Here is a 15,803-nt window from a genome sequence, read left to right as displayed (position 1 = left end):
TTTGGATCTCCTAGCATTTACTTTTGTTGAGATATCTTTTCTAAATAAATAGATTCAAGATTTTCGAGGGCTCTGCGTATATCATCCGGTTCAACGGTCGGCCCACACCAGAAACGGAAACCAGGAGGAGCATCTCTGTATGACATTATATCATAGGCAATTTTCTTTTTGCCAAGTTCATCTGCAATTTCCTGGAGAAACCTCATTTTCTCCTTATCAGATAGTCTGGCGATCTTTTCGTCCCTTATGGTTAGGCAGACTGACGTGTTGGAACGGATCTCACTTGATTCAGCCAAGAAAGTGATCCAATGGTTTCTTGCTACCCACTCTTCCACGACTCTGAGATTGGCCTCGCTTCTCGCAATCAGCCCTTCTAGTCCCAAAGTTGACCCCCACGCGAGGGCGTCGAGATAGTCTTCCACACATAGCATTGAAGGGGTGTTAATGGTATTTCCCTCGAATATGCTTACGTCCAGTTTCTCGTTCTTTTTGATTCTAAATACCTTGGGAATGGGCCATGGGGGATCGTACGTGTTGATACGTTCCACCGCTCGGGGGCTCAATACCAATATACCGTGTGCTGCCTCACCACCCAGACATTTCTGCCATGAAAATGTTAGCGCGTCGACCTTAGACCAATCGACGGGCATTGCAAAAACGGCACTTGTAGCATCGCAGATTGCTAGACCTTTCCTGTCGGCTGGTATCCATTCCCAATGGGGGATCTTTACACCACTTGTGGTGCCGTTCGCTACGAAGACAACATCGTTTGTCCAATCCACTGCCCAAAGATCGGGTATTTTTCCGTATTCAGCCTTCAGTATCCGTGGATTCAGTTTCAACTGTTCTTCGCAGTCCCTTGCCCACTCTTCAGAGAAGCTTTCCCAGACGAGAACAGTTACTGGTAGTGGCCCAAGGAGATTCCACATAGCAGCTTCGAACGCACCGGTGTCAGAGCCTGGCATGATCCCTACGTGGAATGTATCGGGTATACCAAGGATGCGTTTTGTCTCCATGATGGCCTTTTTGAGTTTCGCCCGTGCCTCTTCAGAGCGGTGAGATCTACCGACCAGCGCGTCCTTTAAGACATTAGGTTGCCATCCGGGTCTCTTGCTGCAGGGACCGGAGCTAAAATTAGGGTTATGCATATTTAACTTTCTCCTCACTGAGAGTCGCAAGCGATCTTCGATATCAATATTGAAGAGAAAGTTCAAGGAATTTTGTTTTTTGGTTTTAAGCAAGAGATACTAAATCAGGTATTTTACCAAGTTTCCGTTGTAGACTATTGTAGCTTTGTGCTAAAAAGCTAGCCATGATTTTGCTAGAAAAACACACATCGAAGTTTCTCACTCCCCAAAAAATTTTTATATTAAGCTTTGCTGTGGTTATTCTATTGGGAGCTTTTCTGCTTTGGCTTCCTATTTCTACAGCGGGTCGCCATATCAGTTTCATAGATGCCCTTTTTACATCCGCTTCGGCGGTTTGTGTTACCGGTTTGACAGTTCTTGATATAGGTAAAGATCTTTCCCTTACCGGTCAGATAGTCACATTGTGCCTGTTCCAGATTGGTGGTCTCGGTATTATAACTTTTTCTGTGGTGTTTTTCGGTCTCATGGGGTGGGGTATATCGCTTAGGGAAAGGGAAGTCGTTCAATCGGTGTTTCTCCCTATACCTCGAAGAGACATTTTTTCTCTGGTGAAATGGATATTTAAGGTAACATTCTTTTTAGAAATTTTAGGTACCTTTTTGTTATTTCTCCGGTTTTCCCAGGATTTCCCAATTTTTTTGGCTTTCTACTATGCACTGTATCATGCGGTATCTGCATTTAACAACTGTGGCTTCTCCCTTTTTAGTAACAGTTTGATGGATTATAGTGGGGATGTAATTGTAAATCTCACAGTTGTTTTACTTATTATTTCGGGTGGACTGGGCTTTGTTGTAATGTATGAGATTTGGTCATGGATGAGAGGATTTAGGAGAAAGTTGTCTGTCCATTCCAAGGTTGTCCTTCTTACGACAGGATGTTTGGTTTTTTTGGGAGGGATTTCTTTCTACATTTTTGAAATGAACAATACACTTAAGGATACACCGGTGACAACCAAGATACTCGTTTCTTTGTTTCAGTCTGTCACACCTAGAACATGTGGGTTTAACACAGTTGACATTGGTGGTCTGACCAATGGCGCTATTCTTTTGATTGTCATGTTGATGTTCATAGGGGCGTCCCCTGGGTCTACAGGTGGTGGAATAAAAACGACGAGTTTTGCCATACTTGTGCTTATGGTTTGGAACAGATTAAGGGGTATGGATCTTGTAAACGTATTTAATAGAACAATTCCGGGAGAGATTTTAACGCGCACTATAGCCATAATATTCGCATCTGCCTTGTCAGTGATTATTGTTACATCTGTGTTGTTGCTAAGTAGTGGTATTGTGGATGCACCATCTCCGGAGAGTCGAAAACTCTTTGTGGAATACTTCTTCGAGACAGTATCAGCTTTTGGTACTGTTGGTCTTTCCATGGGTATTACCCCGAAGCTGAGCAATGTACAAAAGATTACCATAATATTCATGATGTTTGCAGGGAGAGTGGGTCCATTGACATTGGCCTTTTCATGGCACAAACCGAAGCGGGGTATAATGTATGCGGAAGAGAATATCATGGTTGGTTGAGGAGGACCTAAGGTGAAGCGGATTGTTGTTGTTATAGGTTTGGGCATTTTTGGATTCAATATTGTGAAGGAGTTGTATGAAAATGGGTTTGAAGTTATCGCCATAGACAAGGATAAGGAAGCTGTCCAACAGGTTAAAGATTTCGCAACGAAGGCTATTGTTGCTGATGGGAAAGATCAGGAGTTGATGGAGCAGTTAGGTCTTCAAGAGAACGATGTTGTTATCATTTCCTTCGGTGATGATCTTGCGGCGAGCACCTTGATAACTTTACATTTGAAGAGGATGAAAGTGAAAAATATTATTGTGAAAGCACCGAATGATGAGTACAAGGCTATTTTGGAAAAGGTAGGTGCCACGGAAGTCATCATTCCCGAGAGAGAGGTTGCCAGTAAAGTTGTACGGAGTATAATTTACCCCGGTGTGTTGGATTGTTTGCCTTTATCAGAAGGTTACATGATCTTTGAACTAGCCCCTCCAACGAGTTTCCTGGGGAAGTCTATTGGGGAGTTGCAGTTGAGGAGCAAATATAATGTAGAGGTAATCGCACTGCGGGATGTCCTTACTGATGAGATCAGAATGGTACCTCCGGCGAGTCATGTTATAAAAGACGGAGAAATAATGGTTGTGATAGCCAGGGAGAAGGACATTAAGAAACTTCAGTGATAAGGTGTGGATTCCTTGAAAATAAAAGGTTCTTCTAAGAAGTTGGTATATATTTGCCATAACTGTGGCTATACCTCTCCCAAATGGCTGGGTAGGTGTCCTGGATGCGAGATGTGGCACACGTTCGTAGAGGAAGAGGTTATTGTAGGTGCGGGTGTAAAAGCTGATTCTGTTTCGCTGCATGAATCACCTCAGCCCATTGATAGAATTGAAGCATCTGAGGGAGAGCGGCTCGTTTCCGGAATAAGTGAATTGGATCGTGTCCTTGGGGGAGGCATCGTTCCAGGATCCTCGGTATTGGTGGGAGGGGAACCGGGGATTGGGAAATCCACCTTACTCCTCCAGCTACTTCACAGGATTGCCCTATCGGGGAAACGGGTGATTTATATCTCTGGAGAAGAGTCTGCAAAGCAGATAAAGCTGCGGGCATCAAGGATCGGTGCCCTGTCAGAAAATCTTCTTGTACTGGTGGAGATCAATCTCGATGAGATTGCAAAGCATATTGAAAACGTACATCCGGCTGTAGTGGTTGTTGATTCCATCCAGACCATGTACACACCTTCCCTTGCATCCGTACCGGGGAGTGTGAGTCAGGTTAGGGAATCAGCAGAGAGACTGATTCTTCTCGCAAAGCGAACGGCTATACCAATGTTCCTCGTAGGGCATGTTACAAAAGAAGGATCCATAGCGGGTCCAAAAGTGCTGGAACATATGGTGGATGCCGTTCTATATTTCGAGGGTGATGGCGCGCATGCCTACAGGATTATACGCAGTGTAAAGAATAGATACGGTCCCGCTAATGAAATAGGAGTTTTTGAGATGAGAGAAAGGGGTCTTGAAGAGGTGACTAACCCTTCAGCGTATTTCCTTGCGGGAAGACGTAGTTCAGTTCCCGGATCTGTGGTGGTAGCGAGTGGGGAGGGTACACGTCCCCTCTTAGTGGAGATTCAATCGTTGGTTGTCCCATCTACTTTGGGCATCCCAAGGAGAACTGCCATTGGTGTTGATACGAACCGAGTATCACTACTGGTGGCTGTTATGGAGAGGGTACTGGGTATGCGTATTGGGGGCTGCGATATCTACCTCAATGTGGCCGGTGGCGTGAGGGTAACAGAACCGGCTGTGGATTTGGGTATTGTCTCTTCCCTTGTTTCCGGTTTTCTCGACAAACCTATTTTGCCTGGCACTGTGGTATTCGGTGAGGTGGGATTAACGGGAGAGGTGCGAAGGGTTGGTCATGTTGGTGCCCGAGTTCGGGAGGCGGGCCGTCTGGGGTTCACCGTATGTGTCATGCCCACTATGGATAGTGGAGAGGTGAGGAAGGAGTGTGAATCCCATATCGACCGTATTTTTGAAATTGACACGCTCAGCAAGTTAGTGGAATGTCTCTTCTGAGCTTATCTATCCATGGGTTCCGTGAATAGGTGTAAAACGGAGCTTATCTGAAAGGGTTCTCCAAAAAGAACAAGTACATCACCTTCCATGAGCACAGTATTCGCATCGGGATTGTGTATCATAGAACCATTACGACGAATAGCCAAGATTGTTACACCAAATCTCTTGCGAAGTGCCAGGTCGTTGATGTTTTTTCCAGAGGCGTAAGCTTTTTTCTCAAGCCGGACAGTGGCTATTTCTGTATCTGGAAGACACACTCTAATATCCATGCAGGTTGCCGCTTCCTTGGAGATGGTGCGAAACATCTCGTAACCGTCGGCCCTTATCTCTGAGATGAGGCGTTCAATTTCAGGTTTGGGGATCAGATACCGGCGAAGGACCCGGGAGAAGATTTCCACAGAAGTTTCAAATTCTTCAGGAATTACTTCATCAGCACCTAGCTTGTAAAGTGAGTCCATTTCCCCTATGAACCTCGTACGTACGATGATGTGGAGTTTCGGATTGAGACGGCGGGCGAGTTCTGTTATGCGGCGGGTTGCAGCGGCGTCATTGATAACTACTACCATTGTGCGCGCCTTTTTGATACCCGCGTATTTCAGAACTTCTTCACTTGTAGCATCCCCAAAGATTATCTGTTCTCCCGTTTTTCTTTCCCGCCGAACCGTTTCTGGATTCATCTCTACGATAATATATGGGATTTTCGCTATCCTTGCTGCCCGAGCGACATTGCGGCCATTTAAGCCAAACCCCACTATTATCATGTGATCCTTCATGCTGGGTGGAATGTGATCAGTCAAAGTATAGGTTTTGTTTTTCAGGGATTTGGGCAGTGGTAGTTTGAGGAATTGTATTGCAACCTTTGGGGCCAGCTCCATTGTCAGAGGTGTAAGGGCCATGGTGAGGGCGGAAACGGAGATAAATATGGCGTTAGAGGTTTCTGTGAGTATACCTTGTTCAACGCCTGTTTTAGCTAAGATAAAGGAAAATTCTCCGATTTGGCTCAGATACATCCCCGCTATTATTGCAGTTCTCGGCGGTAGTCCCTGAAAAAGAACGGCAATGGTTCCCGTTAAAGACTTCATTACTACCACGCACATTATCAAGAGACCTATAAGAGCGGCATGCCTCAAAAGGAATTCCATGTTGATGAGCATACCTACGGAGACAAAAAAGAAGCTCATTAACACATCCCTAAAGGGCAGAATATTACCGGCAGCTTGATGGCTGTACTCTGATTCAGATATTATTAGTCCTGCAAGAAACGAACCCAGGGCAAGAGATAAACCAGCCATATGGGTTAACCAGGCAATGCTTAAGCCGATTATGATGACCGTGAGTATAAATACCTCTCGGTTTTTAGTTTTTGCGGCGAGAAGTAACAGATAAGGGACAAACCACTTTGCTGAGGCGGCAATTATTAGAACAGCAACTATGCCTTTTAGTATTTTTTCCAGAGGGGAAATTGATGGATCTCCAGGGGATCCTGCAATCAGGGGAGAAATAAGGATCATCAGTATTACTATGAGATCCTGAAATATCAGTATACCCAGAGCACTTCGACCGTGTGGGCTTTCTATTTCTCCCCGATCCTGGGCTACCTTCATAACTATGGCAGTACTGGAGAGAGAGAGGAGGAATCCAAAAAAGAGTGACTGACCCCAGGGGTAACCTTGAATAATGCAAATGAGCATTCCCGCGAGAATAGTTGCCGTAACCTGGGTGGTTCCACCGATCGCTATGCTCCGACCAATTTGGGAGAGATTTCTCAAGGAAAATTCCAAACCTATGGTAAAAAGAAGAGCGATTATTCCCACCTCTGCAAGTGCGTTTACTCTTTCGGATGATTCGATCAATTGCAACCCGAAAGGACCGGCAAGTATGCCGGTAACTATAAAACCAACGACGGGTGGTATGCGGATTTTGTGGAAAATTATGATTACGGCAACGGATAACCCGAATATGGTTATTATATCTGTTAATATACTTGGATACATACTCAGGTGCTATAAACGAATTTGGGTGAAAACCGTGGTATTCACGTTTCTGTACGTTGTACTTTCGGGGTTAGCAAGTCTAATTGGGGGTGTTACAAAGATAAAGGTTGAATCCAACGGTTTTTCTCTCCATCATAGAACCATTTGTCAGGGAACCCTCTTCTTAGTTTGATTTTTGGATTCTCCACCCACCTCATGAGGTTTTCGTATGCCTGTTGGATTTTTCTGAACCTTTCTGCATCGCCACCCATATCAGGGTGGTGGGCTTTTACCTGTTTTCTGTATGCGTTTTTTATAATGTTCTTAAGTTCCGGGAATTTGATTTGATGTTTTTCGATTTTAAGTTCGGCAAGTGCTTGTTTTTTTAAGGTTAGTATACTATAAAACTGAGGTCTTACCTCTTCAATTGCTCCTGGTTTCTTCTGTGCACAGGAAAGCACTTTTTTTGACGCCATGTAGCGCTTATTTGTCTTCTTCTTCTCTTCCCACCACAGGTTTCCCAGTATATTGGCTAGTTTGCTGAAATCTTCTGCCGGTTTTTTTCCCTGTGATCGCGGGTAAAGAAAACTAAATATCTCATTGGATCCGTAGGGAAGGATGTCCATGATTATCATCTCGTCTGAGAAGTAGAAAGTCGCATAACGTGTATTCAGAGCTTGCACGAGACCAACGCGGGCTTGCAGTTTGAAACGAAGCTTCTGGCGACACTCAGGAGAACAGTATTTACGGCGCCCCATGTTCTCGGTTGTCCCACAGGAAAGACAACGGTATACTTTTTTTTCCTTCGTTTTACGTACTATTTGTTGTTCAATCATAGGCATTGTGTTTCATAGCAGAAAAAGCCCGGTCTGAAAAGATTAAAGTTGGGGTGAATAACCAATATGCCTTCCTTTGACATACGTTTTGAGATAGTATAACTTTTAAATAAAGGTCTCTGCTCTAGTATGTCTTCGTTTGTTGAACATTTCCTATTCGGTGATGTTTTTTTGAAGCCAGTGGTTTCATCGCCCCTCACCGTTCATCTTTGTATGGATGATCGTTTTGAGGGGTGGAAGGGAATCCCCCATGGAGGGGTGTCCATGGGTATTATTGTGGAGCTTGTCTCTATTTTTTTGAGTTGTAAGAAGTGGATTTACCCGTGGAGAGGGGAATTCCGCTGGGGTGGAGCCCGGCTTACAACGGGAGATTGGGCTCGAGTGGAAATCAGTCCCGGGGACAGAGTATTTGAAGGGCATATTTACGCTGAAGGAAACGACGATCCTTACCTGACGGGAAGTATTCATTTTTTAAAGGATATTCCATCATCTGAAACCGGAATTTATTTCAACGGATTCACTTTTGGCGATCTGGAAAGTAGTTTACTGCCCTTGCCATACTATGCAAACTGTTTCGTATGCGGTGAGAAGAGAAAAGCCCCAGGGTTGCACAGGCGTTTTTACTGTTTTGTTTCTCCCGAGGGGAGAAAGCAGGTTTATTGTCCTGTGGGATTCAATGAGAAAGATATGGAGAATTTTTTCCTGTTTCGGTCTGGTGAAGGTGAGGTGCATCCGCTGGCTCTCCTTGCTGCTGTAGATGAGACGATGGCATGGGGTGGTTTTTTGTGTGTTGCCCAGGGAGCGGTGACAGTTAGACTTCAGGTAGACTTTTTCAGGCCACTAACTGTGGGAGATGAATTCGTTGTGTGGGGACAAGGTGAAAGGGTTAGAGGGAAGAACCCCGAGAGAATGTTTTTCTGGTCATCTGGGGGTGTATTGGCATTTAAGAACGGTAGGATTCTTGAACCTGTGGCTTTTGCCACAGGTCAGTGGATGGTTGTGCCAGAGCTTACGATCCAGATGAAGAATGAACTTCAACCTTCGACATGGATGCAGGATGTTTTCCGGCTCGCTGGTGCCCCATTGGATGATGGATGGTGAGTATGGAGAGGAGAGCAAATTTAGATAACGTTGCCATTGTTTTGCAGAGGCCTCGTTACGCAGGTAATGTGGGTTCTGTAGCAAGATGTGGGAAAAACATGGGTATCCATCGTCTTATCGTTTCGCAAGCTGGTCCCTTTTCGAGGGAAGAGATGGTTATAATGGCTACACGTTTTGCTGCCGATATCGTGGATAGTATAAAGTATGCAGATAACCTCGAGAATGCCCTTTCAGATTTTAACTACGTGTTAGGCACAACAGCGCGTTTGGGAGCAGCACGGGGACCGGCCATTACTCCCAGGGAGGCTGCCAAAAAGATCGCGGATATCTCTCAGAATAACAGAGTAGCCATTGTTTTTGGTTCTGAAGATAAGGGTTTGAGCAATGAAGAACTGAAATTGTGTCATGCGGTTGTGACTATCCCAGTTTCCGATGAGTTTCGATCTATAAATCTTTCCCACGCGGTTATGATAGTGTGTTATGAGATATTTGTAGCTTCACTACCAGAGAAGGGAGGTTTCACACCAAAGTTAGCGACGGTTCAGGAAGTAGAAGGTATGTACACTCAATTGAAAGAAGTTCTTTGCAACATCGGTTTTCTAAACCCTCAGAATCCTGAGCATGGCATGCGACATCTCCGAAGATTTTTCTCAAGAACTCATCTTTATGCGCGGGATGTGAAGGTCATAAGGGGTATTTTAAGGCAGATAACGTGGGCGCTTAATCCTGATCGTGGTTCGTAAATTTCCAGTTTTCTAAGGTAACAACTTCATAGCGGTTCAACTTCAGTGCAAAATTAAGAATCTCTCCGGGAAGACCTTTAGCATGACCTCTGTACAATAATTCATAGTCATGGAGAGGGGCATATGCTTCTATGCCTTTTCCTTCCGGAAGAACTTTTTCTATTATGGGCGAGGTGGGAGTGATGTCTATTTTGGAAGAGTATTGATTTATGAGATCCTTTATCTCTTGTCCCGTGTCCTGTGAAAAGGTGTGAATGGAAAAATCAAATTGCGCTTCCTTAAATGGTTCCGTTTTTATTATTTCAAAGGCGGGCTTGATGTGACCTTTGTCGATCTCCTCTTCCACAATCCCAAAAGCAAGAGCCTCCATAACTACGAAGGAACGTTCTTCTTCAAGATCTACTAAGTGAGCTATTATGCTTTTTGTTTCTTGAACGGACAGGTTTAAATCTTCCCCGAAAAATATATCGCTTTTTAAGTTTCTCCCCGCTAAGAACCCTTCTAAGAAGCCTCTTACGTAATCTTTATTCCCAGAAATTAGAACCTTAGTGTAAGTTTTGTACATCTTTGCTACTCCATTCAGAAAAAGATCAAAGATACCGCCACGAATGTGGGTATCAGTATGGGGATTGAGTATTTAAACATGTAACCGAAAAAAGAAGGCATATTTACACCCGCCTCTTCAGCTATGGCTTTTACCATGAAATTTGGAGCGTTTCCTATGTACGTGTTTGCACCCATGAATACAGCACCTGCGGATATGGCCTCAAGATAATGAATGAACTGGAGATTTGTTGTTTCTACCCCAACCTTTAAGGCAGCGGGAACCATGGCTTCCGTTAGTTGTAGTTTGCCCAGAGCCATGTTGAAGAAGGTAAGATATGTAGGAGCATTATCCAAGAAGGATGAAAGAATACCTGTTGCCCAAAAGTAATGCGCCGGATTTTGTATAAGCGTTATCAGGTCTCTCAGAGCTCCTTCAGTGCCTGCCCGTAGTATAGCCAGTGCGGGAACTATAGTGATGAAGATGCCAGCGAATAACTTGGCCACCTCCAGTATAGGTCCCCATGAAAAATCGTTTGCCGCACGTAGTTCTTTTGGGGTCAAAAGGAGAGATAGTAATCCCAATATGATAATTACCACATCGCGAACGATGTTCTGAATTTCCATTTCCACACCCAGTACGTTAATATGGCCTGCTTTCCAGTACCCACTAAGAAGTATTACTCCCACAACACCACCGAGGAACAGGAAATTGTAAGTTCCTTGGATGCGCAAGGGTTCACCTTTGGTTTGCATTTCCATTCTTGCAGTGTGTTCCTTTCTGTACATCCACATATCCAGAAGATGGAAGATGGTAAGAATTATTAGAGAGGTAAAGGCAAAATGGGGGAGTATGTTAGTTGTTACCCAGAAGAATGGCACGTTATGTAAGAAACCCAGGAAAAGAGGGGGATCACCCAGTGGAGTGAGGGAACCACCTATATTGGAAACGAGAATGATAAAGAAACATACAATATGGGCTTTTTTTACACGGTAGCGATTAGCCCTGAGAACAGGTCTGATCATGACCATTGAGGCTCCGGTTGTGCCTACCCATGAGGCCAGAAAGGTGCCTATGAGAAGTAGTATGGTGTTGATTGTAGGAGTTCCTCTTATAGTGCCTGATAATACGATGCCGCCCGCAATGGTAAATAGTCCCCACAGAAGTATGATAAACGGTATGTAATCTATGAGAAGTATGTGTATAATTTCATGAAATGCTGTTTCTCTGAAAAAGTAAAGAAAAGGTAAGGCGAATATTAGAGCCCAGAAAGCTGCTACTTTTCCGTAATGGTGATGCCAGAATTCTGGTTTCAATAGGGGGAAAAGGGCGATGGAGAGAAGGATACCCACGAATGGAAGAACGGACCATAAAGGGAGAGCCTTCCCGATACTCTCTGGGTTTGCCGCAGCGCCTAATGGGCTGGGTGTAATCAACAAAAGGAGAAATATAGTGTGGATAATTTTTCCCATACGGCCGCTCCTTGTATGTTAAATGGGATTTGTATGTCAAGGAGAAAAAGGCGTAATTTTTGATTACTAAAGAGGCTTGACATTGAAATATCCTTGTTGCAAGAGCTGCATTTAATGCTAGTAAGGGGGTTTTTGCTTGCGTATAATCATCATTGGTGCTGGAGAGGTAGGATACCACATAGCTAAGAAGCTATCTGAAGAGGAGCACGATGTAGTTATTATTGATAAAGATCCGGCGAAGATCAGAAGGGTAAGTGAGAACTTAGATGTTCAGGCCTTGCTTGGTTCTGGAACAAGCCCGCGGATGCTTAGGGAAGCTGGCATCAGGGAGGCGGAACTTTTGGTTGCTGCCACGGACTCCGATGAGGCAAATCTCATTGCCTGCTTGCTGGCCCGAAATTTGAACAAGCATGTGATAAAGGTAGCACGGGTGAGAAATCAGGAATTTCTGGAGGAAAGTTATTTATTCGGTAAGGACGTATTGGGTATTGATCTCGTTATTAATACTCGTCGTATGGTTGTGGATACAGTGTTGAAACTACTTGAAGTACCTGGGGCTTCTGAGGTTATTGATTTTGTGGGGGGGAAAGTAAAGCTTATAAGTTTTCTAATCGCCCCGAATTCACCTTTGGTTGGAAAAAAGCTCAGTGACCTTAAGGAAATGGGCGCCAATATTCTTGTGGGATCCATTGTGAGGGGGCATAGAATACTTATTCCCAGCGGGAAGGATGTTATTCAGCCTCTCGATCTTGTTTATTTTGTGATGCGTGCTGAGGAAGTTCCCCAAATATTGAGGTGTGTTCAGGGAAAGATCAAACCCGTGCGCAACATTATGATCGTTGGTGCCGGTGAAACAGGTATGGCTATTGCCAGGGCTCTTGACGATAGAAATCTAAATGTGAAGATAATTGAGCAGAATGGAGCACGTTGCAAAGAGGTAGTTACTCAGTTGAAAAAGGTTATAGTCATCCGTGGTGATGGTACCGATAGAGATCTTCTCAGAGAGGAAAATGCAAGTCAGATGGATTTGCTAATAGCGGTGACCGGTGATGAAGAGAGCAACGTGCTAATCTCTCTTCTTGCGAAGGATCTCGGAGCTGCTATGACAATTACCAGGGTGAGCAAGCTCAGTTACATTCCCGTTGTCTCTGTTCTGGGTTTGGATACTGTTATAAATCCTCGTATGACCGCGGTAAGGGAGATACTTCAGTATATCCGTCGGGGGAAGATTATTTCTGTAGCACCTTTGAGGGAGGAGCAGGCTGAGGCCATTGAGGCAGAAGCAATGGAAACCTCAGATATTGTTAATGTTCCACTTCACAGCATAAAGTTCCCCCCAGGAGCTATGTTGGGAGCTGTTATTCGTGGAGATGAGATAATCATACCTAGCGGTTCAACGGTTGTGGAGCCTCACGATCATCTCATTCTTTTTGCAGTGCAGAAGGCCATTCCTCAGCTGGAAAAACTTTTAACTGTGAAACTGGAATACTTTTAATGAATTTCCGACTCATTTCTCGTCTTATTGCCATGCTTGTTATTTTTCTGGGTGTTTTTATGCTTCTCCCTCTCTGTGTATCTTTTTTTTACGAGGAAAGTTGTGTGACGTCTCTGTTTTTTTCATTCCTCTTAACAATCTCAATTGGTAGTTTGCTGTATTTTTTAAGCCGGGGACAAGAGGATGATTATCTCAGCCATCGTGACGGTGTACTGGTAGTAGCTGGAGGCTGGATTGTTTCAGGTCTTGTTGCAACGCTACCTTATATCCTCTCCGGTTCGATACCATCATTCACTGATGCCCTTTTTGAAAGTGTTTCTGGTTTCACAACCACAGGTTCAAGCATTCTAACCAACTTGGAGGTTCTCCCCAAAGGGATACTACTGTGGAGATCTCAGACACAGTGGCTTGGGGGGATGGGCATTATTGTTCTAACCATTGCTGTTTTGCCATTTCTTGGTGTTGGGGGAATGCAGCTTTACAAGGCCGAGACTCCAAGCCCTGTTGTTGATAAACTGACTCCCAGAATTGCTGAGACAGCTGCAGCACTGTGGAAGATCTACGTTGTTTTTACTCTCTTTGAGATTTTTTTTCTGCTCCTCGGTGGTCTTACTTTTTTTGAGGCGGTTTGCCATGCCTTTACCACACTGCCCACGGGAGGTTTCTCCACGAGAAATGCCAGTATTGGTGCTTTCGGAAGTTATTACACCGAATGTGTTTTTGTTTTCTTCATGTTCATTTCGGGAATGAGCTTTACCCTCCATTACAGGTTTATATCGGGTAACCGACGTGTATATCTGAAGGATCCAGAGTTCAAAACGTACTTATGCATGGTTCTTTTTTTTGTGGGGGCAGTGACAATCGATCTTTTTTTGGAAATGGAGAAAGGTTTTTTTGAATCTTTTCGGGAAGCTATTTTTCAAGTTGTATCCATTATTACAACCACAGGGTATGTAACAGTTGATTTTGAGAAGTGGCCTGTCTTTTCTCAGTATATCCTTCTAATCTGTATGTTTTTAGGTTGTATGGCAGGTTCTACAGGGGGAGGGATAAAAATTATGCGTTTTATTCTGCTCGTTCGCCACGCCTATTTAGAGATAGTGAGGATCATTCATCCCCATGCTACTACTGTGGTTAAGTTCGGAAACCTTCCCGTACCTCAGCACATTCTCAGAAGCGTATGGGGCTTTTTTCTTTTGTACCTTATTATTTTTGTTATGGCATCACTACTTCTTGCCGTTCTTGGCCTAGACATGATTTCATCTATAGCGGCTGTAGCGACCTGTTTAGGTAACGTTGGTCCTGGTCTGGGGGTTGTGGGACCAATGGACAACTTCGCGCTTATTCCACAGACGGGCAAGTGGATATTGATATTCTGTATGCTTCTTGGGCGGTTGGAGATCTATACGGTGATTGTACTTATAGTTCCTGCTTTCTGGCGTAGATGAGAAGAGGCCGCTTCCGTGAAGAGAAGCGGCCTCTTTTAATTTTAGGTTTAGAAGTATCCAAATCCCATCGCGAGAGCAACTATGCTGAGCACTATACCCATCCATATAAGTACCATGGTGGTGTAACCCATGATATCCCGTGCAGAGAGACCAGACAATCCTAAAAGCGGTAGAGCCCAGAAAGGTTGTATCATGTTTGTCCACTGGTCACCCCAAGCCACCATCATTGATGATTTTACCATATCAATATTCATCATCTTTGCGGCCTCGACGGTGATGGGACCCTGAACGGCCCACTGTCCTCCACCTGATGGAACAAACATATTTATCAATCCAGCTGCCCAGTACTGGAACATGTAAAATGTCTCTTTGGTGGATATGGTCACGAACCAGTTGGCTATAACCTTGGCTAATCCCGTGTTTATCATGATTCCCATGATACCGCCGTAGAGAGGGAATTGCAGGGCAATACCACCACAGGACCTTATTGCGATGTTCATGGCCTGGACGTAGTTTATGGGTTTTCCGTGGAGTATAACACCGGCCATGAAGAAGAGGAAGATAACTATATCAAGATTCAAATCTAGTCCTTTAGTGCTAAAGTGGTTGTATAGGTAAATTACACCCATAAGAGCAAATATTCCATTGATAATGTAGCTGTGGTCTATTCTTTCTGCGAGTGTGGGCTCTGCTGGTCTTTCTACATGTACTGTTTCACCGAGAAGTGCTTCGGCTTTCTCCGAGGTAAGGTAATGGCGATCTTCCTCCCGGGGGTACATGAAGTAGAAAAGAAGCGGAATGGTTAACAGGAGAAAGATGGCTGGAATAATATTCCACGGCGCTAGGATTGAATTGCTGATTGGCGTTACAACCCCACTTGCTTTCTCTATCAGGTTCATGGTGTGCTTGGGCGTGGCAATAAGCAGAGGAATGGAACCGGAAAATCCCATGTGCCATATGCCTAGACCAGTGTATGCGGCGGCAATTAGAATTGGAAAATCGGATTTTTTAGTTCTCCGGGCGATTTCCAATGCACAAAATCCGCCGAGGATAAGACCAAAACCCCAGTTTATAAATCCGGCGACGCTTGCAACAAAAGCCGTGATCATGGCGCCTTTAACTGGAGTGGTGGCTAGGGAGGCTACCCAATCGAGAAACCTTCTCGCAGGAACCGTAAGTGCGAGGCAGTAACCTGTAACAAGAACGAGAACCATCTGCATGGCAAACGCCACAATGCCATAGACCCCCTTACCCCAATCTGTTATCACCTTCATGAAACTCGCTTCGGTGAACAGAAGGGCCAGGATGGCGGATAGAAAGGTTAATAAAATGGCGAAAAGGTAAGCATCAGGCAGGAAATGCCTCATGATGTACGTAAAAAACTGCGCAAGTCTCCTTATCATAACACTACACCTCCTCCTTGAAAAATATTTGGCGTAAAAAAGCCCACCCCAAAACG

General features: G+C 44.5%; 13 protein-coding genes. 7 read left to right on the top strand and 6 right to left on the bottom strand.

Annotated elements, in window-relative coordinates:
* Nucleotides 1-17: 17 nt before the first annotated feature.
* Nucleotides 18-1,148 (bottom strand): phosphoserine transaminase, encoded by a 1,131-nt coding sequence (locus N2317_01160; GenBank protein MCX7816106.1) that lies wholly within the window; start codon nt 1,146-1,148, stop codon nt 18-20.
* Nucleotides 1,149-1,312: 164 nt separating this feature from the next.
* On the opposite strand from N2317_01160, the gene N2317_01155 reads away from it, so the two are divergent.
* From N2317_01155 to radA, 3 genes are read left to right on the top strand one after another with little or no spacing between them, the layout of a single operon-like run.
* Complete coding sequence (locus N2317_01155; protein ID MCX7816105.1) at nt 1,313-2,674, top strand: TrkH family potassium uptake protein; 1,362 nt, start codon at nt 1,313-1,315, stop codon at nt 2,672-2,674.
* Between the two features lie 12 nt (nt 2,675-2,686).
* On the top strand, nt 2,687-3,337 hold the full coding sequence (locus tag N2317_01150) for a TrkA family potassium uptake protein (GenBank protein ID MCX7816104.1): 651 nt from the start codon (nt 2,687-2,689) through the stop codon (nt 3,335-3,337).
* Between the two features lie 6 nt (nt 3,338-3,343).
* A complete protein-coding gene (radA, locus tag N2317_01145) occupies nt 3,344-4,732 on the top strand; it encodes a DNA repair protein RadA (GenBank protein MCX7816103.1) in 1,389 nt (462 codons plus the stop codon).
* 2 nt (nt 4,733-4,734) lie between these two features.
* Here radA and N2317_01140 read toward each other — a convergent pair whose 3' ends face one another.
* Nucleotides 4,735-6,726, bottom strand: a complete 1,992-nt coding sequence (locus N2317_01140) for a cation:proton antiporter (protein MCX7816102.1) — start codon at nt 6,724-6,726, stop codon at nt 4,735-4,737.
* Nucleotides 6,727-6,818: 92 nt separating this feature from the next.
* Nucleotides 6,819-7,541, bottom strand: a complete 723-nt coding sequence (locus N2317_01135; protein MCX7816101.1) for a DnaJ domain-containing protein — start codon at nt 7,539-7,541, stop codon at nt 6,819-6,821.
* A 264-nt stretch (nt 7,542-7,805) separates the two neighbouring features.
* Here N2317_01135 and N2317_01130 point away from each other — a divergent pair, with 264 nt between their 5' ends.
* On the top strand, nt 7,806-8,642 hold the full coding sequence (locus tag N2317_01130; GenBank protein MCX7816100.1) for a hypothetical protein: 837 nt from the start codon (nt 7,806-7,808) through the stop codon (nt 8,640-8,642).
* A 2-nt stretch (nt 8,643-8,644) separates the two neighbouring features.
* A complete protein-coding gene (locus N2317_01125) occupies nt 8,645-9,385 on the top strand; it encodes an RNA methyltransferase (protein MCX7816099.1) in 741 nt (246 codons plus the stop codon).
* On the opposite strand, the gene N2317_01120 is transcribed toward N2317_01125, so the two are convergent.
* Entirely contained in the window at nt 9,363-9,950 is a 588-nt protein-coding gene (locus tag N2317_01120; protein MCX7816098.1) for a hypothetical protein, read from the bottom strand. The genes N2317_01125 and N2317_01120 overlap by 23 nt on opposite strands.
* 14 nt (nt 9,951-9,964) lie before the next feature.
* The gene (locus N2317_01115) at nt 9,965-11,401 is read right to left on the bottom strand and encodes a sodium:proton antiporter (protein ID MCX7816097.1); all 1,437 of its coding nucleotides are present in this window, start codon (nt 11,399-11,401) and stop codon (nt 9,965-9,967) included.
* Between the two features lie 136 nt (nt 11,402-11,537).
* Between N2317_01115 and trkA the strand changes: the two genes are divergently transcribed.
* Complete coding sequence (trkA, locus tag N2317_01110) at nt 11,538-12,896, top strand: Trk system potassium transporter TrkA (GenBank protein ID MCX7816096.1); 1,359 nt, start codon at nt 11,538-11,540, stop codon at nt 12,894-12,896.
* Entirely contained in the window at nt 12,896-14,344 is a 1,449-nt protein-coding gene (locus N2317_01105) for a TrkH family potassium uptake protein (GenBank protein ID MCX7816095.1), read from the top strand. Before trkA ends, N2317_01105 begins: the two co-directional genes overlap by 1 nt.
* A gap of 47 nt (nt 14,345-14,391) precedes the next feature.
* On the opposite strand, the gene N2317_01100 is transcribed toward N2317_01105, so the two are convergent.
* Nucleotides 14,392-15,747 carry a TIGR00366 family protein gene (locus N2317_01100; protein MCX7816094.1) on the bottom strand — a complete coding sequence of 452 codons (1,356 nt, stop codon included), beginning with the start codon at nt 15,745-15,747 and terminating at the stop codon, nt 14,392-14,394.
* Between the last annotated feature and the right edge of the window lie 56 nt (nt 15,748-15,803).

This window comes from Syntrophales bacterium, assembly GCA_026417625.1.
In the GTDB taxonomy this organism is placed as follows: domain Bacteria; phylum Desulfobacterota; class Syntrophia; order Syntrophales; family UBA8958; genus JAOACW01.
Note: the sequence above shows the minus strand (reverse complement) of the source record. Positions and strands in the feature narration are given on the sequence as shown.